19 protein-coding genes are annotated in these 18,217 nt (G+C 71.4%); 14 read left to right on the top strand and 5 right to left on the bottom strand.

From position 1 onward, the window contains the following. The first annotated feature begins 38 nt into the window (after positions 1 to 38). Genes argC through AB0H82_RS17370 form a run of 5 tightly spaced genes read left to right on the top strand, consistent with a single transcriptional unit; the run spans position 39 to position 4,941 of the window. A complete protein-coding gene (gene argC / locus AB0H82_RS17390; RefSeq protein ID WP_362993517.1) occupies positions 39 to 1,067 on the top strand; it encodes an N-acetyl-gamma-glutamyl-phosphate reductase in 1,029 nt (342 codons plus the stop codon). After that, positions 1,064 to 2,215, top strand: coding sequence for a bifunctional glutamate N-acetyltransferase/amino-acid acetyltransferase ArgJ (gene argJ, locus AB0H82_RS17385; protein WP_362993515.1), 1,152 nt, complete (start codon positions 1,064 to 1,066; stop codon positions 2,213 to 2,215). Before argC ends, argJ begins: the two co-directional genes overlap by 4 nt. Before the next feature lie 8 nt (positions 2,216 to 2,223). Further along, a complete protein-coding gene (gene argB, locus AB0H82_RS17380) occupies positions 2,224 to 3,186 on the top strand; it encodes an acetylglutamate kinase (protein ID WP_362993513.1) in 963 nt (320 codons plus the stop codon). Continuing rightward, the gene (locus AB0H82_RS17375; protein ID WP_362993511.1) at positions 3,183 to 4,388 is read left to right on the top strand and encodes an acetylornithine transaminase; all 1,206 of its coding nucleotides are present in this window, start codon (positions 3,183 to 3,185) and stop codon (positions 4,386 to 4,388) included. The genes argB and AB0H82_RS17375 overlap by 4 nt, the downstream gene beginning before the upstream one ends. A gap of 7 nt (positions 4,389 to 4,395) precedes the next feature. Next, positions 4,396 to 4,941 (top strand): arginine repressor, encoded by a 546-nt coding sequence (locus AB0H82_RS17370; RefSeq protein ID WP_361726545.1) that lies wholly within the window; start codon positions 4,396 to 4,398, stop codon positions 4,939 to 4,941. Between the two features lie 19 nt (positions 4,942 to 4,960). Here AB0H82_RS17370 and AB0H82_RS17365 read toward each other — a convergent pair whose 3' ends face one another. Then, positions 4,961 to 5,932, bottom strand: coding sequence for a bile acid:sodium symporter family protein (locus tag AB0H82_RS17365; protein ID WP_362993509.1), 972 nt, complete (start codon positions 5,930 to 5,932; stop codon positions 4,961 to 4,963). A gap of 73 nt (positions 5,933 to 6,005) precedes the next feature. Continuing rightward, positions 6,006 to 6,593, bottom strand: coding sequence for a pyridoxamine 5'-phosphate oxidase family protein (locus AB0H82_RS17360; protein ID WP_362993507.1), 588 nt, complete (start codon positions 6,591 to 6,593; stop codon positions 6,006 to 6,008). 150 nt (positions 6,594 to 6,743) lie between these two features. Here AB0H82_RS17360 and AB0H82_RS17355 point away from each other — a divergent pair, with 150 nt between their 5' ends. The 5 genes from AB0H82_RS17355 (at position 6,744) to AB0H82_RS17335 (ending at position 12,644) form a co-directional block, all read left to right on the top strand. Then, positions 6,744 to 7,937: an argininosuccinate synthase gene (locus tag AB0H82_RS17355; protein WP_362993505.1), complete on the top strand. Its 1,194-nt coding sequence runs from the start codon at positions 6,744 to 6,746 to the stop codon at positions 7,935 to 7,937. Positions 7,938 to 7,982: 45 nt separating this feature from the next. Beyond that, positions 7,983 to 9,413 (top strand): argininosuccinate lyase, encoded by a 1,431-nt coding sequence (argH, locus tag AB0H82_RS17350; RefSeq protein WP_362993503.1) that lies wholly within the window; start codon positions 7,983 to 7,985, stop codon positions 9,411 to 9,413. Between the two features lie 100 nt (positions 9,414 to 9,513). Next, on the top strand, positions 9,514 to 10,488 hold the full coding sequence (locus AB0H82_RS17345) for an aldo/keto reductase (protein ID WP_362993501.1): 975 nt from the start codon (positions 9,514 to 9,516) through the stop codon (positions 10,486 to 10,488). Positions 10,489 to 10,548: 60 nt separating this feature from the next. Further along, positions 10,549 to 11,100: a helix-turn-helix domain-containing protein gene (locus AB0H82_RS17340; protein WP_362993499.1), complete on the top strand. Its 552-nt coding sequence runs from the start codon at positions 10,549 to 10,551 to the stop codon at positions 11,098 to 11,100. Continuing rightward, positions 11,097 to 12,644, top strand: coding sequence for an MFS transporter (locus AB0H82_RS17335; RefSeq protein WP_362993497.1), 1,548 nt, complete (start codon positions 11,097 to 11,099; stop codon positions 12,642 to 12,644). The genes AB0H82_RS17340 and AB0H82_RS17335 overlap by 4 nt, the downstream gene beginning before the upstream one ends. A 345-nt stretch (positions 12,645 to 12,989) precedes the next feature. On the opposite strand, the gene AB0H82_RS17330 is transcribed toward AB0H82_RS17335, so the two are convergent. Next, positions 12,990 to 13,610: a lysophospholipid acyltransferase family protein gene (locus AB0H82_RS17330; RefSeq protein ID WP_223828252.1), complete on the bottom strand. Its 621-nt coding sequence runs from the start codon at positions 13,608 to 13,610 to the stop codon at positions 12,990 to 12,992. A gap of 435 nt (positions 13,611 to 14,045) precedes the next feature. Here AB0H82_RS17330 and AB0H82_RS17325 point away from each other — a divergent pair, with 435 nt between their 5' ends. The 3 genes from AB0H82_RS17325 (at position 14,046) to AB0H82_RS17315 (ending at position 16,394) form a co-directional block, all read left to right on the top strand. Further along, a complete protein-coding gene (locus AB0H82_RS17325; RefSeq protein WP_362993495.1) occupies positions 14,046 to 15,227 on the top strand; it encodes a glycerophosphodiester phosphodiesterase in 1,182 nt (393 codons plus the stop codon). Positions 15,228 to 15,301: 74 nt separating this feature from the next. Then, positions 15,302 to 15,829, top strand: coding sequence for a sigma-70 family RNA polymerase sigma factor (locus AB0H82_RS17320; protein WP_362993493.1), 528 nt, complete (start codon positions 15,302 to 15,304; stop codon positions 15,827 to 15,829). 37 nt (positions 15,830 to 15,866) lie between these two features. After that, positions 15,867 to 16,394: a GNAT family N-acetyltransferase gene (locus tag AB0H82_RS17315; protein WP_362993491.1), complete on the top strand. Its 528-nt coding sequence runs from the start codon at positions 15,867 to 15,869 to the stop codon at positions 16,392 to 16,394. Positions 16,395 to 16,418: 24 nt separating this feature from the next. On the opposite strand, the gene AB0H82_RS17310 is transcribed toward AB0H82_RS17315, so the two are convergent. Beyond that, the gene (locus AB0H82_RS17310) at positions 16,419 to 16,805 is read right to left on the bottom strand and encodes a hypothetical protein (protein ID WP_362993718.1); all 387 of its coding nucleotides are present in this window, start codon (positions 16,803 to 16,805) and stop codon (positions 16,419 to 16,421) included. Positions 16,806 to 16,878: 73 nt separating this feature from the next. Further along, a complete protein-coding gene (locus AB0H82_RS17305; RefSeq protein ID WP_362993489.1) occupies positions 16,879 to 17,238 on the bottom strand; it encodes a hypothetical protein in 360 nt (119 codons plus the stop codon). Between the two features lie 92 nt (positions 17,239 to 17,330). Between AB0H82_RS17305 and AB0H82_RS17300 the strand changes: the two genes are divergently transcribed. Then, positions 17,331 to 17,978: an HAD family hydrolase gene (locus AB0H82_RS17300; RefSeq protein WP_362993488.1), complete on the top strand. Its 648-nt coding sequence runs from the start codon at positions 17,331 to 17,333 to the stop codon at positions 17,976 to 17,978. Positions 17,979 to 18,217 lie beyond the last annotated feature (239 nt).

The following is an 18,217-nucleotide window of genomic DNA, read 5'->3' as shown; positions in this document are numbered from 1 at the left end:
GCAGTACGTATAGTCATGCCATCCAGGAGGAGGGTTCCATGAGGGTACGCGCAGCAGTGGCAGGGGCGAGTGGGTACGCGGGCGGCGAGCTGCTGCGTCTGCTGCTCGGTCACCCCGAGGTCGAGATCGGCGCCCTCACCGGCAACTCGAACGCGGGCCGGCCGCTCGGCGGTCTGCAGCCGCAGCTGGCGCCGCTCGCCGACCGCGTCCTGGAGCCGACCACCGCGGACGTCCTCGCGGGGCACGACGTCGTCTTCCTCGCCCTGCCCCACGGGGAGTCCGCCGCCGTCGCCGAGCAGCTCGGGCCGGACGTCCTCGTCGTGGACATGGGCGCTGACTTCCGGTTGAGGGACGCGGGGGACTGGGAGAAATTCTACGGGACCCCGCACGCCGGCACCTGGCCCTACGGCCTGCCCGAACTGCCCGGAGCCCGCGCCGCCTTGGCGGGCACCAAGCGGATCGCGGTGCCCGGCTGCTACCCCACCGCCGTCTCGCTCGCCCTCTTCCCCGCGTACGCCGCGGACCTCGTCGAGCCCGAAGCGGTGATCGTCGCGGCGTCCGGCACCTCCGGCGCGGGCAAGGCGGCCAAGCCGCACCTCCTCGGCTCGGAGGTCATGGGCAGCATGTCCCCGTACGGGGTGGGCGGCGGCCACCGGCACACCCCCGAGATGATCCAGAACCTCAGCTCCGCCGCGGGCACCCCCGTCAGCGTCTCCTTCACGCCGACCCTCGCCCCGATGCCCCGCGGCATCCTCGCCACCTGCAGCGCGAAGGCCAAGCCGGGCAGCACGGCCGAGTCCGTGCGGGACACGTACGCGAAGGCGTTCGCCGACGAGCCGTTCGTGCGGCTGCTCCCCGAGGGGCAGTGGCCCGCCACCGCCTCCGTGTACGGCTCGAACGCCGTGCAGATCCAGGTGGCGTACGACGAGGCGGCCGGGCGCGTGATCGTCATCTGCGCCATCGACAACCTGACCAAGGGCACCGCGGGCGGCGCCCTGCAGAGCATGAACATCGCCCTCGGCCTCGACGAGGCCACCGGGCTCACAACGATCGGAGTAGCGCCGTGAGTGTGACGGCAGCCAAGGGATTCACGGCCGCGGGCATCGCCGCCGGAATCAAGGAGAACGGCAACCCGGACCTGGCCCTCGTGGTCAACACCGGGCCCCGCCTGGCCGCCGCGGGCGTCTTCACCTCCAACCGCGTCAAGGCCGCCCCGGTCCTCTGGTCGGAGCAGGTCCTCAAGGGCGGCCTCGTCTCCGCCGTCGTCCTCAACAGCGGTGGCGCCAACGCCTGTACGGGACCCCAGGGCTTCCAGGACACGCACGCCACCGCCGAGAAGGTCGCCGACGTCCTGTCCCTGAACGCCGGCGAGGTCGCCGTCGCGTCGACCGGACTCATCGGCGTGACGCTGCCGATGGACAAGCTGCTGCCGGGCGTCGAGAAGGCCGCAGGCGAGCTCTCCGCGCACGGCGGCGAGAAGGCCGCCATCGCCATCAAGACCACCGACAGCGTGCACAAGACGTCCGTGGTCACCAAGGAGGGCTGGACCGTCGGCGGCATGGCCAAGGGCGCGGGCATGCTCGCCCCCGGCCTCGCCACGATGCTCGTCGTGCTGACCACGGACGCCGACCTCGAAGCCGATGTCCTGGACCGGGCGCTGCGGGACGCCACCCGGCTCACCTTCGACCGCGTCGACTCCGACGGCTGCATGTCGACCAACGACACGGTGCTGCTGCTCGCCTCGGGCGCCGCCGAAGTCACCCCCGAGTACGCGGAGTTCGCCGAGGCCGTCCGCGAGGTCTGCGCCGACCTGGGGCGGCAGCTCATCGGCGACGCAGAGGGCGCCAGCAAGGACATCAAGGTCGACGTCGTCAACGCCGCGAGCGAGGCCGACGCCGTCGAGGTGGGCCGCTCCATCGCCCGCAACAACCTCCTCAAGTGCGCCCTGCACGGCGAGGACCCCAACTGGGGCCGGGTGCTCTCCGCCATCGGCACGACCTCCGCCGCCTTCGACCCGGACCGGCTGAACGTCGCCATCAACGGCGTCTGGGTCTGCAAGAACGGCTCCGTCGGCGAGGACCGCGACCTCGTCGACATGCGCTACCGCGAGGTCGTCATCACCGCCGACCTCGCCGCCGGTGACGAGAGCGCGACGATCTGGACCAACGACCTCACCGCGGACTACGTCCACGAGAACAGCGCGTACAGCTCATGAGCAGTGACATGAGCAAGGACGCGAAGAGCCAGCCGACCGCGCGGAAGCACACCGCGCTGCCCAAGGCCCAGATCCTCATCGAGGCGCTGCCCTGGCTGACCCGGCACCGCGGCAAGACCGTCGTCATCAAGTTCGGCGGCAACGCCATGGTCGACGAGGAGCTGAAGGCCGCCTTCGCGCAGGACGTCGTCTTCCTGCACCACGCCGGCCTCAGGCCCGTCGTCGTGCACGGCGGCGGACCGCAGATCAGCAAGGCCCTCGACCGGCACGGCATCATCAGCGAGTTCAAGGCGGGCCTGCGCGTCACCACCGAGGACGCCATGGACGTCGTCCGCATGGTGCTCGCCGGACAGGTGCAGCGCGAGCTCGTCGGGCTGCTCAACCAGCACGGCCCGCTCGCCGTCGGCCTCACCGGCGAGGACGCCCACACCATCACCGCCACCAAGCACCGGCCCCGCATCGAGGGCGAGCTGGTCGACATCGGCCGGGTCGGCGAGATCACCGAGATCGACACGGGCGCCATCGAGGCGCTGCTCGCCGACGGCCGCATCCCGGTCGTCTCCTCGATCGCCCGTTCCCAGGACGATCACCATGTCTACAACGTCAATGCTGATACGGCGGCTTCGGCACTCGCTGCGGCGCTTGGTGCCGAGACCCTGATGGTCCTCACCGACGTCGAGGGCCTCTACGAGGACTGGCCGAACAGCGACGAGGTCATCAGCCGCCTCACCGCGAAGGAGCTGGAGAAGCTCCTGCCCGAGCTGGCCAGCGGCATGGTCCCGAAGATGGAGGGCTGCCTGCACGCCGTGCGCAACGGCGTCGAGACGGCCCGCGTCATCGACGGCCGCGTCCAGCACTCGATCCTGCTGGAGATCTTCACCGACGAAGGCATCGGCACGATGGTCGTGCCCGACCGGGACGACGACAGCACCACCGACGACAGCACCATCGGCACGAAGGGGGAGTCATGAGCAACCAGGAGCTGACCGCGCGCTGGCAGGGCGCGCTCATGGACAACTACGGCACGCCCCGGCTGCCCCTCGTGCGCGGCGCGGGCACCAAGCTGTGGGACGCCGACGGCAAGGAGTACCTCGACTTCGTCGGCGGCATCGCGGTCAACGCCCTCGGCCACGCCCACCCGGCGCTCGTCGAGGCCGTCAGCACCCAGATCGGCGCCCTCGGCCACGTGTCGAACCTCTTCGTCGCCGAGCCGCCCGTCGCGCTCGCCGAGAAGCTCCTCGGACTCTTCGGGCGCGAGGGCCGGGTGTACTTCTGCAACTCCGGCGCCGAGGCCAACGAAGGCGCGTTCAAGCTCGGCCGGCTGACCGGCCGCCCGCACATGGTCGCCACTCAGGGCGGCTTCCACGGCCGCACGATGGGGGCGCTCGCCCTCACCGGCCAGCCCGGCAAGCAGGAGCCCTTCCTGCCGCTGCCCGGCGACGTCACCCACGTCCCGTACGGCGACGTGGAAGCCCTCCGCGCGGCCGTCACCACGGAGACCGCCTTCGTCGTCATCGAGCCGATCCAGGGCGAGAACGGCGTGGTCGTGCCGCCCGCGGGCTACCTCAAGGCGGCCCGGGAGATCACGGAGGCCACCGGCACCCTCCTCGTCCTCGACGAGGTGCAGACCGGAATCGGCCGCACCGGGCAGTGGTTCGAGTACCTGGCGCACGACGGCGTGCAGCCCGATGTCGTCACGCTCGCGAAGGGTCTGGGCGGCGGACTTCCGCTCGGCGCGACCGTCGCGTTCGGCGCCGCCGCCGAGCTCTTCAAGCCCGGTCACCACGGCACGACGTTCGGCGCCAACCCCGTCGCGTGCGCCGCGGGCCTCGCCGTCCTGGACACCATCGAGACCGAGGGCCTGCTCGACAACGCCAAACGCGCGGGCGAAAAGCTGCGCGACGGAATCGAGTCACAGGGACACCCGCTGGTACGGCATGTCAGGGGCGCGGGCCTGCTGCTGGGTATCGTGCTCACCGAGCCGCTCGCGCCGCGGGCGCAGCAGGCGGCTCAGGACGCCGGCTTCCTCGTGAACGCGCCCGCCCCCGATGTCGTACGGCTGATGCCGCCGTTGAACGTGCGCGACGACGAGGTGGACGCGTTCCTGAAGGCACTGCCCGGCATCCTGCACAAGGCCGCCGAGGCCGACGGGGACGGACGATCCGGAGAATGAGACGACGATGAGCCAGGCGCAAGGCAACGAGCACGGCGACCACGCGGGTCCCGCCGTGCCGCAGACCCGCACCGCACGCCACCGCCGGATCGTGGACATCCTCAACCGGCAGCCGGTGCGCTCCCAGAGCCAGCTGGCGAAGCTGCTCGCCGACGACGGTCTGACCGTCACCCAGGCGACGCTCTCCCGGGACCTGGACGAACTGAACGCGGTCAAGATCCGCAACGCCGAGGGCGACCTGATCTACGCGGTACCGAGCGAGGGCGGCTTCCGCACCCCGCGCGCACCGCTGGGCGAGTCGGCCAAGGAGGAGCGGATGCGACGCCTCTCCGCGGAACTCCTGATCTCCGCGGAGGCCTCGGCCAACCTCGTCGTCCTGCGCACGCCACCGGGCGCGGCCCAGTTCCTGGCATCGGCCATCGACCAGGCCGAACTGCACGACATCCTCGGCACCATCGCGGGCGACGACACCCTGATGCTGATCAGCAGGGAGCCGACGGGCGGCCAGGCACTGGCCGACCACTTGCTGCGGCTGGCGTCGAACGAGCACTGAGGAGCCGGCCGCACGGATGTCAGCCGCGCGAGCGGCGCGCCATCCACGCCGCCACCAACGCCCCCGACACGTTGTGCCACACGGAGAAGACCGCCGCGGGCAGTGCGGCGAGCGGGCTGAAGTGGGCCGTGGCCAGGGAGGCGGCGAGGCCGGAGTTCTGCATGCCGACCTCGAAGGCCATCGCCCGTGAGGCGGGCGGGCCGAGCCGGGCCAGCTTGCCCGCGCCGTAACCGAGCGCGAGGCCGAGGCCGTTGTGGAGGAAGACCGCGAGGAACACCAGTGCCGCGGCCGACTTGATGGCCGCGGCGCTGCCCGCGACGACGATCGCCACGATCGCGGCGACGGTCAGCGCCGACAGCCAGGGCAGCGCGCCGAGGACCCGGTCGACGTACCTCCCGAAGAGCAGCCGCACGGCCAGGCCCGCGAGCACCGGAAGCAGCACGGTCTTGAGGATGTCCGTGACCATCGAGCCCGCGTCGACGGGCAGGTACTCGCCCGCGAGCAGCAGCGTCAGCGGCGGTGTGACCAGCGGCGCGAGGACGGTCGAGACGGTGGCGACGGAGACGGACAGCGCCACGTCGCCGCGCGCGAGGTAGGTCACCACGTTCGACGCCGTGCCGCTCGGCGCGCAGCCCACCAGGATCACGCCGGCCGCCAACTGCGGTGACAGGCCGAGCGCGTGGGCGATCAGCCAGCCCAGGCCCGGCATGATGATGTAGTGGGCGACCAGGCCGAGTGCGACGGCCCAGGGGCGCCTGACCACGCCCTGGAAGTCGAGCGGGGTCATGGTCAGCCCCATGCAGAACATCACCACACCCAGCAGGTACGGGACGTCGGTGCCCCAGCCCTCGAAGGCGTCCGGCAGGGCGAGGCCGAGCGCGCCCGCGGCCAGCACCAGGACGGGGAAGACGGTGACGGCGCGGCGGGCGGCCCGGTCGGCCGTGCCCGTCCCGCCGACGGTGGAACCGGTGTTCGTCTGTTCGGTCTGCACGGCGCGATGCAACGCCCCGGCCGTGCGCGCGTGCAACCCCGTCTCGATATGTGGTCGCTACACGAGCCTGCGCTCAGGCGACGCTGGGCGGCAGCGGCAGGGGAAGCCCCGGCAGGCCGTCGATGCTCTGCGCGATCCAGTCCTTCTTGGTGAAGTACGCGCTCAGCGAGGCGTCGTCCTCGCGCGCGAAGCGCTTGGCGTGCAGGTCGCGGTCCTCGTCGTACGTCATGAAGGGCACCCCGTAACCGCAGGTGTCACGGATGAGGTCGGCCGTCACGACGATGATGGCGCGCAGCCCGTGCGGCGTCGGATCGATGCCGGGGAAGTGGCCGAGCAGCTCGCGGAAGCGCGGGTCGTCACGGAAGACGGGCTCGCCGCGGCCGTGCACGCGCACGATGTTGGGCGGCCCCTGGAAGGCGCACCACATGAGCGTGATGCGGCCGTTCTCCCTGAGGTGCGCGACGGTTTCGGCGTTGCTCCCCGCGAAGTCGAGGTAGGCGACGGTGAGTTCGTCGATGACCGCGAAGGAGCCCTTGAGGCCCTTGGGGGAGAGGTTGATCGTGCCGTCGTCGGCGAGGGGCGCGGTCGCCGTGAAGAACATCGGCTGCTCCTCGATGAAGGCGCGCAGCCTGCCGTCTATGCGTTCGTGAGTCTTTCCCATGCGGGAATTATCGGCCACAAGTACTTCGTCTGTCTAACGAACTTTCCGTGCCGCACCCCGCATCCGCCCCGCCCTCGCAGATTGACGAAACATACGGAGCACTGCATACTCATGCATAACAGCGCATGCACGCACCGCAAGGAGGGCCCCGTGACCGAGCGCGTCGTACTCGCCTACTCGGGCGGCCTGGACACGTCCGTCGCCATCGGCTGGATCGCCGAGAAGACGGGGGCCGAGGTCATCGCCGTCGCCGTCGACGTCGGCCAGGGCGGCGAGGACCTGGACGTCATCCGCAAGCGCGCGCTCGCCTGCGGTGCTGTGGAGGCCGAGGTCGCCGACGCCAAGGACGAGTTCGCCGAGGAGTACTGCCTCCCGGCGATCAAGGCCAACGCCCTCTACATGGACCGCTATCCCCTCGTCTCCGCCCTCTCGCGGCCCACGATCGTCAAGCACCTGGTGGCCGCCGCCGAGAAGCACGGCGCCGGCACGGTCGCCCACGGCTGCACCGGCAAGGGCAACGACCAGGTGCGCTTCGAGGCCGGCATCGTCGCCCTCGCCCCCGGGCTCCGGTGCATCGCCCCCGTCCGCGACTACGCGATGACCCGGGACAAGGCGATCGCCTTCTGCGAGGAGAAGCAGCTCCCGATCGCGACGTCCAAGAAGTCGCCGTACTCCATCGACCAGAACGTCTTCGGACGGGCCGTCGAGACGGGCTTCCTGGAGGACATCTGGAACGCGCCGATCGAGGACATCTACGAGTACACCGCGAACCCGGCCGACCCCCGCGAGGCCGACGAGGTCGTCATCTCCTTCGAGGCCGGCGTCCCGGTCGCCGTGGACGGCGAGCCCGTCACCGTCCTCCAGACGATCCAGCGGCTCAACGAGCGCGCGGGCGCCCAGGGAATCGGCCGGATCGACATGGTCGAGGACCGCCTCGTCGGCATCAAGTCCCGCGAGGTGTACGAGGCGCCGGGCGCCCTCGCCCTCATCACCGCCCACCAGGAGCTGGAGAATGTCACCGTCGAGCGCGAACTGGCCCGCTACAAGCGGCAGGTCGAGCAGCGCTGGGGCGAACTGGTCTACGACGGCCTGTGGTTCTCGCCGCTCAAGCGGGCCCTCGACGGCTTCATCGACGAGGCGAACCAGTACGTGACCGGCGACATCCGGATGACCCTGCACGGCGGCCGCGCGGTCGTCACCGGGCGCAGGTCCAGCGAGTCGCTCTACGATTTCCACCTCGCCACCTACGATTCGGGCGACACGTTCGACCAGTCCAAGGCGCAGGGCTTCATCGAGATCTTCGGTCTCTCGTCGAAGATCGCCGCCAAGCGGGACCTCGCGTAAGCGCGCGGCCCGTCGTACCAGCAACAGCCTTGAGGAGTACGTGCAGTGAGCAGCAACAACGGCGGTGACGTCCGGCTCTGGGGCGGACGGTTCGCCGACGGGCCCGCGGAGGCCCTGGCGAAGCTGTCGGCGTCAGTCCACTTCGACTGGCGCCTGGCGCCGTACGACATCGCGGGCTCCCGCGCCCACGCGCGCGTGCTCCACACGGCGGGCCTGCTCACCGACGACGAGCTGACCGGCATGCTGAACGGGCTCGACCGTCTGGAGGCCGACGTGGCCGACGGATCGTTCGTCGGCACCATCGCCGACGAGGACGTCCACACCGCCCTGGAGCGGGGCCTGCTGGAGCGGCTCGGCCCCGACCTCGGCGGCAAGCTGCGCGCCGGAAGGTCCCGCAACGACCAGGTGGCGACGCTCTTCCGGATGTACCTGCGCGACCACGCCCGGATCATCGGCGGCCTGCTCGCCGACCTCCAGGGCGCGCTCGTCGGTCTCGCCGAGGCGCACCCCGACGTCGCCATGCCGGGCCGCACGCACCTCCAGCACGCCCAGCCGGTGCTCTTCGCGCACCACGTCCTCGCGCACGTCCAGGCGCTGTCCCGGGACGCGGAGCGGCTGCGGCAGTGGGACTCCCGGACGGCCGTGTCGCCGTACGGCTCGGGCGCGCTGGCCGGGTCCTCGCTCGGCCTCGACCCGGAGGCGGTCGCGCGGGACCTCGGCTTCGAGCACGGGTCGTCCGCCAACTCCATCGACGGCACGGCCTCGCGCGACTTCGTCGCGGAGTTCGCCTTCATCACCGCGATGATCGGCGTGAACCTCTCCCGCATCGCCGAGGAGGTCATCATCTGGAACACGAAGGAGTTCTCCTTCGTCACCCTCCACGACGCCTTCTCGACCGGCTCGTCGATCATGCCGCAGAAGAAGAACCCGGACATCGCCGAGCTGGCGCGGGGCAAGTCGGGCCGCCTCATCGGCAATCTGACGGGCCTGCTGGCCACGCTCAAGGCCCTCCCGCTCGCGTACAACCGCGACCTCCAGGAGGACAAGGAGCCGGTCTTCGACTCCTGCGACCAGCTGGAGATCCTGCTGCCCGCCTTCACCGGCATGATGGCGACGCTCACCGTCCACCGCGAGCGCATGGAGGAGCTGGCCCCGGCCGGCTTCTCACTCGCCACCGACATCGCCGAGTGGCTGGTCAAGCAGGGCGTGCCGTTCCGCGTCGCGCACGAGGTCGCGGGCGAGTGCGTCAAGGTCGCCGAGGCCGAGGGCAAGGAGCTCGACGACCTCACCGACGACCAGTTCGCCGCGATCTCCGAGCACCTCACCCCCGAGGTGCGCACCGTCCTGAACGTGCCGGGCGCGCTGGCCTCCCGCAGCGGCCGCGGCGGCACCGCGCCCTCCGCCGTCGCCGACCAGCTCGCCGACGTCAAGGCGGACCTGTCGGTGCAGAAGGAGTGGGTGAACGCCCGCAAGTGACGCAGGGGCCCGTGGCCCCTGCGTCACCGGGGGTGTCGCGGGCCATCAGGGGCGTCGCGGGTTACGTTGACGGGGAACCCCCTACAACGAGGAGCCCGCGATGCCCTTCGCCCGGCTGGCCGAAGCCACGTCCCCGACCGCGCACATAGGGCTCGGTCTCGCCGCCGTCGGCAGGCCCGGCTACATCACGCTCGGCCGAGACACCGACCTGCCGCCGTCCCGCAGCGTCGAGGCCCTGCGCGAACGCACCTTCGAACTCCTCGACGCCGCCTACGCCTCGGGCGTGCGCTACCTCGACGTGGCGCGGTCGTACGGCCGCTCCGAGGAGTTCCTCGCCGACTGGCTGCGCGCCAGGCCCGACCTCCGCGACGTCGTCGTCGGCAGCAAGTGGGGCTACACCTACACGGCCGACTGGCGTACCGAGGTCGAGGGCCCGCACGAGGTCAAGGACCACAGCCCGGCGGCGTACGCCCGCCAGCGCGCCGAGACCGCCGAGCTGCTCGGCGACCGGCTCGACCTCTACCAGATCCACTCCGTGACGCCCGAGAGCCCGGCGCTCACCGACAAGGAACTCCACGCCCGCCTCGCCGGGCTCGCGGCCGAGGGCGTCACCGTCGGCCTCTCCGTGAGCGGCCCGGGACAGGCGGCCGCGATCCGCGCCGCCCTCGCCGTGACCGTCGACGGGGAGCCGCTCTTCCGCACCGTCCAGGCGACGTACAACATCCTGGAGACCTCCGCCGGGCCCGCGCTCGCCGAGGCGCACGACGCGGGGCTCACGGTGATCGTCAAGGAAGGCCTGGCCAACGGCCGCCTCGCAGGCCCCTACGCGCCGCCCGCGCTGCGCGAGGTCGCCGAGGAGACGGGGCTCGGCTGCGACGCGGTGGCGCTGGCCGTCCTGCTGGCCGAGCCCTGGGCGGGCGTGGTCCTGTCCGGGGCGGCCACCTCGGTCCAGCTCGTCTCCAACCTGCACGCCGCCGCCGTCGACCTGGACGCCGGACAGGTGGAGCGGCTCGTGGGGCTCACTCAGGACCCCGCCGCGTACTGGGAGGGCCGCGCGCGGCTGCCCTGGAACTGAGCGGGGGCACGCCAGGGGCGGCATGAGACGTATCTGTCTCATCAGCCTTATGGTTGTCTCATGTCAGTCGATCGCGACCAGGTCCTGCGCACCGCCGCGGCCCTGCTCACCCGCAAGGCCACCGCCACCATGGACGAGGTCGCCCGCGCCGCGGGCATCAGCAGGGCGACCCTCCACCGCCACTTCGCCGGCCGCGACGCGCTCGTGCTCGCCCTGGAGGAGCTGGGCCTCCAGGAGTGCGAGGCCGCCCTCGACCGGGCCGGGCTCGACGAGGGAGGGGCGGGCGACGCCCTGCGGCGCCTGGTGAAGGAGATCGAGCCGGCCGCCGGGCTGCTCGCGTTCCTCTACACCGAGAACCAGCTCTTCGAGGGCGACGCGCAGCACGAGGGCTGGTCCCGCATCGATGAGCGGCTCGCCGCGCTCTTCCGGCGCGGCCAGGAGGGCGGCGAGTTCCGCATCGACCTGACCCCCGCCTGGCTGACCGAGGCGCTCTACGGCCTGATCGGCTCGGGCGCCTGGGCCGTGCAGGACGGCCGGGTGGCCGCCAACGACGTCTCGTACATGATCGCCGAGCTGCTGATCGGCGGCGTACAGCGGAGAGTGGACTCATGACCAGCATTCACCGGCCGACAGCGGCACCGGAGGCGGAGCGCAGCCCCGGCCGCTGGCTCGCGCTCGCCGTGCTCGCGCTGGCCGTGCTCCTGGTCGCCGTCGACGCGACCGTGCTCGGCCTGGCGACGCCGTACATCAGTGAGGACCTCAAACCCTCCGGCACCCAGCTGCTGTGGATCGGAGACGTCTACTCCTTCGTCATCGCGGGCCTGCTCGTCTCCATGGGCAGCCTCGGCGACCGCATCGGCCGCAAGAAACTGCTGCTCACCGGAGCCGTCGCCTTCGGCGCGGTGTCGGTCCTCAACTCCTACGCCACCAGTCCCGAGCTGATGATCCTGGCCCGCGCGCTGCTCGGCGTCGCGGGCGCGACCCTGATGCCGTCGACGCTGGCGCTGATCCGGAACATCTTCCACGACCCGCGCGAGCGCAGCCTCGCCGTCGGCATCTGGGGCGCCATGGCCTCCGCGGGCGCGGCCGTCGGGCCCGTCGTCGGCGGCTTCCTGCTCGAACACTTCTGGTGGGGCTCGGTCTTCCTCATCAACCTGCCGGTGATGGCCGTGCTCGTCCTCGTCGGCATCAAGTTCCTGCCCGAGTCCAAGAACCCGGCGCCGGGCCCCTGGGACCTGACCAGTGTCGCGCTGTCCCTCGTCGGCATGATCGCGGTGGTGTACGCCATCAAGGAGGCGGCCGCGCACGGGCTGCGCTGGGACGCCGTGGCGGCCGCCGTCGTCGGCGTCGCCGCGCTCTTCTGGTTCGTACGCCGCCAGCTCACGCTGCCCGCGCCGCTCCTGGACATGCGGCTCTTCCGCAACCGCGGGTTCTCCGGCGCGGTCCTCGCCGACCTGCTGACCGTCCTCGGCCTGTCCGGCCTGGTCTTCTTCCTCTCCCAGTTCCTGCAACTCGTGCAGGGCAGGCGCCCCTTCGAGGCGGGCCTCGCCGAACTGCCCGCCGCGGTCGGTGCGGTGGGGGCGGGCCTCATCGCGGGCATGGTGGCCCGGCGGTTCTCGGTACGGATCGTGGTCGCAGGCGGCCTCGCGGCGGTCGGCCTGTCGCTCGCCGCGCTCACGGGACTGAGCCAGCACACGGGCTACCCCCTCCTGGGCGCGTCGCTCCTGGTCGTCGGCATCGGCGCGGGCTTCTCGTTCACGGTGACCGCCGACGTCATCCTCTCCAGCGTCCCCAAGGAACAGGCGGGCGCGGCCTCCGCGGTCTCCGAGACGGCGTACGAACTGGGCGCGGCCCTCGGCATCGCCCTGCTCGGCTCCATCGTCACCGGCGTCTACCGCGACTTCACGGCCCCACCGGGCACGCCGCCCGACGTGGCGTCCGCCTCGCACGAATCGCTCGGCGGCGCGGTGGAGTCGGTGACGGAACTCCCGCCCGCCCAGGCGGACGTGCTCCTCTCGGCGGCCCAGACAGCCTTCGTCGACGGCCTGCGCCTCGCGGCGGGCGTCGGGGCGGGGGTTCTCCTCGTGACCGCGGCGGTCGCCTGGTTCCTCCTGAAGAACCAGAAACTGGAGGACGGCCCGGGCCCGGAGCACTGACCGCTGACGCGGGGCCGGGTGCCTTTGCTGCGGGCCGGTGGGGGGCGGTCGCGCAGTTCCCCGCGCCCCTGAGCGGCTTGCCCGCGGTCGTTTGCTGCGGGTTGTGTGTGGCTGGTCGCGCAGTTCCTCGCGCCCCTCATGGGGGCTGTTCGCCGTTGCCGCTGCGGGGCGGGGGCGTGGGCTTTCAAGGGGCGCGGGGAACTGCGCGACCAGCCCCCACCGGCCCGCAGGCGACGAACGCGCCACCCCCGGTGCCGGGCACGGGAAAACGGAACGCCCGCCCCGGCGCCGGGGAAAGCCCCCTGCACCGGTGCGGGCGCACCGTAAGAAACCGGCTCCGGGCCGCTACGCGGCCTTCGCCTTGGTCGCGTACATATCCACGTACTCCTGCCCCGACAGCAGCATGACCTCCGTCATCACGGAGTCCGTCACCGCGCGCAGCACATACCGGTCACGGTCCATCCCGTCGTACCGCGAGAACTCCATCGCCTCGCCGAAGCGGACCGTCACCTTGCCGGGCCGCGGCAGCCCCTTGCCGCCCGGCTGGAGCTTGTCCGTGCCGATCATCGCGAAGGGGACGACCGGCGCCCCCGTCATCAGCGTCAGCCGAGCGATGCCCGTACGGCCCCGGTACAACCGCCCGTCGGGCGACCGCGTCCCCTCGGGGTAGATGCCGAAGACCTTGCCGTCGTCGAGAATGCGCCGACCGGTCATCAGCGCGGCGACACCGCCGCGCCCGCCGTCCCGGTCGACCGGGATCATGCCGACGCCCGTGAAGAACCACGCCATGAGGCGGCCCTTGAGGCCCTTGCCGGTGACGTACTCGTCCTTGCCGATGAAGAACACCGGCCGGTTGGTCACGAGCGGCAGGATCATCGAGTCGATGAACGTCAGGTGGTTTCCGGCCAGGATGACGGGTCCGGTCCCCGGGATGTTCTCGGCACCTTCTACCCGTGGACGGAACATCAGGCGCAAGATCGGTCCGAGCACTGCCTTGATGAGCGCTAGACGGGACAACAGGCCCTCCGGTGTCAACGGGTCGACGACGAGTAAGTGCAGGTGAGTACGGTACTCGCGGGCCACCGCCCTTTGCACATCGGGTTCATGCACCCGATACGCACTGTTGACCTGATTCCGTGCGGTGTCACCCGGGGCAGTCGCCCGTGGGGCGACCGTATCCCCGCGGTGTCGCTGTGGCCCGAATCAGTGGTTCTTGTCACGCACACCGTTCGCTGTGCGTGGTGGCCGCGCGGCACGCACCGCCACCCCCATGGTGCGCCCAGTCGCCACGCCACGTCATCCCGCCGTTCCTTCAGGGGTCTCCCACAGGTCACTTGTGGCCACCTACGATCAGTCCCGCTTTGTCAGGTGCAAGGCAGCGGTACATCGGGAGGAGCGCCAATGGCGACGCAGGAGTCGGGTCAGCAGCAGCCGGGGACGAGCCGGGGGCGTCGAGCGGTACTGGGGGCGGCGATCCTCGGCGCGGGCACCGCCGCCGTGGGACTGCCCGGCGTGGCGAGAGCCGACGAACGGCACGGCGGCGGGCACGGCAGACATGGCGGATACAAGTCGCTGCCCGTGCCGACGGTCGTGGCCCACCGGGGGGCGAGCGGCTATCGGCCGGAACACACGCTCGGCTCGTACCAGCTCGCCCTCGACATGGGCGCGCACGTCATCGAGCAGGACATCGTGCCGACCAAGGACGGCCATCTCGTATGCCGTCACGAGAACGACATCACGGCGACGACGGATGTCGCCGCGCACCCCGAGTTCGCGTCCCGCAGGACGACCAAGTCCGTGGACGGCACCTCGCTCACCGGCTGGTTCACCGAGGACTTCACGCTCGCCGAGCTGAAGACGCTGCGCGCCAAGGAGCGCATCCCGGGCACCCGCCAGCGCAACACCCTCTACGACGGCCGCTGGGACGTCCCCACCCTCGAAGAGGTCTTCCGCTGGGCGGAGAAGGAGGGCCGCAAGCGCGGAAAGCCGATCTGGCTGCACATCGAGACCAAGCACCCCACGTACTTCCGCAAGCTGGGCCTCGGCCTTGAAGAGCCGCTCGCCAAGCTCCTGCGCCGCTACGGCCGGCACACGAAGAACTCGCCCACCTTCCTGCAGTCCTTCGAGCCCAGCAGCATCCAGCGGCTGGCCAAGCTGGTCTCGGCGCCGCGCGTCGTGCTCCTGTCCGGCGCGAACTCCCGCCCCTGGGACTTCGTCGAGGCGGGCGACCCGCGCACCGTCGCCGACCTGATCAAGCCCGAGGGGCTGCGGTGGATGGCGCGCTTCGCGCAGGGCATCGGCCCGACCCTCGACCTGATCATCCCCAGGAAGGCCGACGGCAGCCTCGGCACCCCGACCACGCTCGTCAAGGACGCCCACGCGGCGGACCTGATCCTGCACCCGTACACGATGCGCAACGAGAACACCTTCCTGCCCGCGAACTTCAGGAAGGGCACCGACCCGGCCGCCTACGGGGACGCCTTCGGAGCCTTCAAGACCTACTTCGAGACGGGCATCGACGGCATCTTCTCCGACAACCCGGACACCGCCCTGCTCGCCGCCGCCGACTTCGTCAACCGGTGAGCCGCAGGCCCCGGTTGGGGTGAGACACGGCCGCTCCGGAAACCCGGCGCCGGAGCGGCCGCGTCCCGCCGTGCATGACGTACGACCTCATCCCCGCGCTCATCCCCACCCTGCGCCCGCTGCTCGCCGCCGAGGCGTCCGCGGAGGCGCTGGGCTCGGGCACCGACCCCGGCGACCTCGAACAGGCCGTCTGGCTGCGCCTGTTGGAGCGCGTGGAGTCCGAAGGGCCGCCCGCCGACCCGGCGCTGTGGCTGCGCGGCGCCGTCCAGGCCGAGGCGCGCCGCACCCGGCGTACGAGCCGACGGGAAGCGGCGTACGCGGCCGAGCCCGCCGACGCCGCCGAGCGCGGCCCCGAACAGCGTGCCCTGACCGCCGACCGGGACCGCGCGCTGCACGCCGCGGTGCGCAGACTGCCCGGACGCTGCCCCCGCCTCATGGCCGCACTGCTGTCCCCCGAAGACCTCACCTACCGAGAAATCGCAGGAGAGTTGGGAATGTCACAGGGGAGTCTGGGGCCGGAACGTTCCCGTTGCCTGGGATGCCTGCGCAGAATGCTGGCGGCGGAGGTTGCGGCTCCAACCCCGAGGGGAATGGAGCGTTAGACAACCGGTGGAGCAGGTGAGCGGGAGGCATGCACACATGGGCATGAGCGTGACCATCTCGGAGGCGGCGGCCGACGACCAGGACGCCGCCGAACAGATCCTCAAACTGCAGTACCTCTGCTACCAGAGCGAGGCCGAGCTCTACGGCGACTACTCGATCGAGCCGCTGACCCAGTCCCTCGACTCCCTCAGGGCGGAACTGGCCGCGGGCACCGCCCTGGTGGCCCGCCTCGGCGACGAGGTGGTGGCCTCCGTGCGCGGCACGGTCGACGCCGACGGCACGGCCCGCATCGGCAAACTCATCGTCCACCCCCGCATGCAGCGGCACGGCCTGGGCGGCCGCCTCCTCGACGCGATCGAACGCCACCTCGGCGCGGACGGCACCGCGAAGTCCTTCGAACTCTTCACCGGCCACCGCAGCGAACAGAACCTCCAGCTGTACCGCAAGCACGGCTACGCGCAGGTCAGGACCCAGCGCGTCGACGACCGGCTCACCGTCGTGACCCTCGCCAAGGAGGCGGACGCCAGCGGCGAGAGCGTGTCCCACATCACCTTGACGGCCTGATCGCGTAAGCCCGGTGGCGAGGGCTCAGTGCGTCGCGCGCCGAGCCTTCGCCAGCCAGAAGATCGCCGTCACCGGCAGGATCACCGGGATGAAGAGGTAGCCCATCCCGAAGTCCGACCACACCGTGGCGTCGGGGAAGGCGGACGGCTCCACGAGCGTCCAGGTGCCCACGCCGAGCACGCCGACCAGCTCGGCGGCGCAGCACACCAGCGCCGCCGTGCGGGCCGTGCTCCCGCCGCGCACCAGCGAGTACGTGATGAAGCCGTAGACGAGGCCCGCGAGCGCGGAGAGCGAGTACGCGAGCGGGGCCTTGTCGAAGTCCGTGGAGATCTGCACGGCCGAGCGGGACACCGCGCCGACGACCATCACGCCGTACAGCCACACCAGCAGGATGCCCGGGCCGCTGATCAGCTTCTGGCGGGTGTCGCGGGTGTCGCGGGTCTCGTGGGACTTGTGGGGCTCGCTCTCTTCGGTCACCGTCACCTCAGCCTCCCCAGATGTCGTAGAGCCGTACTTCGAGCACCGCGAGCACCACGCCGCCCGCGGCCACCGTCAGGGAGCCCCAGCGGCTGCGCTCGGCGAGCGACATGAAGCCCGCCGCGGGGACGCACGCGAAAGCGCCGATCAGATACGCCACGAAGATCACCGTGCCCTGCTCCGCGTGCTCGCCGCGGGCGAGCTGGACGATGCCGGCGACCAGCTGGACGGCGGCCAGCAGAGTCACCACGCCCATGCCGATGAAGTGCCAGTCCTTGGTCGGCTGGTCGCGGTACGCGGCGAAACCGCACCAGGCGGCGAGGGCGAGCGCGGCCACCGAGGTCGCGATCGTCAGGGCAACAAGCATGCCCGTGACTTTATTACGGGGCCTTCGGCCCGCCGCGTCCGGCCCTCGGCCCCCGGCACCGCCCACGGGAGCGCCCCGTACGCTCGATGCCCATGAAGATCCATGCTGACGCGCTCCTGTTCGACAACGACGGCACCCTCGTCTCCTCCCTGGAGTCGGTGTACCGCTGCTGGACGCGATGGGCGCGGGAGTACGGGATCACCGCCGAGGAATTCGGCCGGGTCGAGCTGCACGGGCGCCCCGCCGCCGAGATAGCCGCCGACCTGCTGCCCGCGGACAAGGTCGCCGAGGCCGTCGCCCGCATCGAGGAGCTGGAGGTCTCCGACGTGACGGGCGGCGTCGTGCTGCTGCCCGGTACGCGTGAGCTCCTGGACTCCCTGCCGATGGACCGCTGGGCCGTGGTGACCTCCGCGACCCGCGTCCTCGCCGAGGCCAGGCTCGCCGAGGTCGGCATCCGCCCCGGCCTCGTCATAGCCGCCGACGACATCACGCACGGCAAGCCCGATCCGGAGCCCTACCTCCTCGCGGCCGGGAAGCTCGGCGCCGACCCCGCGCGCTGCGTCGTTTTCGAGGACGCGCCGGCCGGGCTGCAGGCGGGGCGGGCCGCCGGCATGACCACCGTGGCGTTGGCCACAACGCACGACGCCTCCGAGCTCTCCGCCGACGTCGTCGTCAAGGACCTCTCCGCCGTGTCCGCGCAGGCCACGGCGGGCGGCGTGGAGATCGTGACCGCCGGCTGAACCGTCAGGCCGGGGCGTCCGGCGCCGTCCCACCGCTGTCCGCAATGCGGACAGCGGTGGCGGACGCCGACCTCACGCGTGTTTTACTTGGGCCCATGACCACGACGAGCAGCCGCACCCTTGCGACCGAGGCGATCACGACGCCCGGTGCTCGTTGTATGTGTCGAATGTGCGCCTTCTGAGGGCCCCCGCACCACCTCTGAGCCTCGCGCCCCGAAGCGAAGCCGCTGTGCCGCACT

Origin of the sequence: Streptomyces sp. NPDC050732 (assembly GCF_040654255.1) — a bacterium.
Taxonomy (GTDB): domain Bacteria; phylum Actinomycetota; class Actinomycetes; order Streptomycetales; family Streptomycetaceae; genus Streptomyces.
The sequence above is the reverse complement of the archived record's forward strand: the minus strand, read 5'-3'. Positions and strand labels throughout refer to the sequence as shown.

What these genes read in the sequence shown, in the direction of transcription:
- argC (WP_362993517.1), top strand. Translation starts at nt 39, where the DNA reads ATGAGGGTACGCGCAGCAGTGGCAGGGGCGAGTGGGTACGCGGGCGGC.
- argB (WP_362993513.1), top strand. Translation starts at nt 2,224, where the DNA reads ATGAGCAAGGACGCGAAGAGCCAGCCGACCGCGCGGAAGCACACCGCG.
- AB0H82_RS17375 (WP_362993511.1), top strand. Translation starts at nt 3,183, where the DNA reads ATGAGCAACCAGGAGCTGACCGCGCGCTGGCAGGGCGCGCTCATGGAC.
- AB0H82_RS17370 (WP_361726545.1), top strand. Translation starts at nt 4,396, where the DNA reads ATGAGCCAGGCGCAAGGCAACGAGCACGGCGACCACGCGGGTCCCGCC.
- AB0H82_RS17360 (WP_362993507.1), bottom strand. Translation starts at nt 6,593, where the DNA reads ATGGGAAAGACTCACGAACGCATAGACGGCAGGCTGCGCGCCTTCATC.
- AB0H82_RS17345 (WP_362993501.1), top strand. Translation starts at nt 9,514, where the DNA reads ATGCCCTTCGCCCGGCTGGCCGAAGCCACGTCCCCGACCGCGCACATA.
- AB0H82_RS17340 (WP_362993499.1), top strand. Translation starts at nt 10,549, where the DNA reads ATGTCAGTCGATCGCGACCAGGTCCTGCGCACCGCCGCGGCCCTGCTC.
- AB0H82_RS17335 (WP_362993497.1), top strand. Translation starts at nt 11,097, where the DNA reads ATGACCAGCATTCACCGGCCGACAGCGGCACCGGAGGCGGAGCGCAGC.
- AB0H82_RS17330 (WP_223828252.1), bottom strand. Translation starts at nt 13,610, where the DNA reads ATGTTCCGTCCACGGGTAGAAGGTGCCGAGAACATCCCGGGGACCGGA.
- AB0H82_RS17325 (WP_362993495.1), top strand. Translation starts at nt 14,046, where the DNA reads ATGGCGACGCAGGAGTCGGGTCAGCAGCAGCCGGGGACGAGCCGGGGG.
- AB0H82_RS17320 (WP_362993493.1), top strand. Translation starts at nt 15,302, where the DNA reads ATGACGTACGACCTCATCCCCGCGCTCATCCCCACCCTGCGCCCGCTG.
- AB0H82_RS17315 (WP_362993491.1), top strand. Translation starts at nt 15,867, where the DNA reads ATGGGCATGAGCGTGACCATCTCGGAGGCGGCGGCCGACGACCAGGAC.
- AB0H82_RS17305 (WP_362993489.1), bottom strand. Translation starts at nt 17,238, where the DNA reads ATGCTTGTTGCCCTGACGATCGCGACCTCGGTGGCCGCGCTCGCCCTC.
- AB0H82_RS17300 (WP_362993488.1), top strand. Translation starts at nt 17,331, where the DNA reads ATGAAGATCCATGCTGACGCGCTCCTGTTCGACAACGACGGCACCCTC.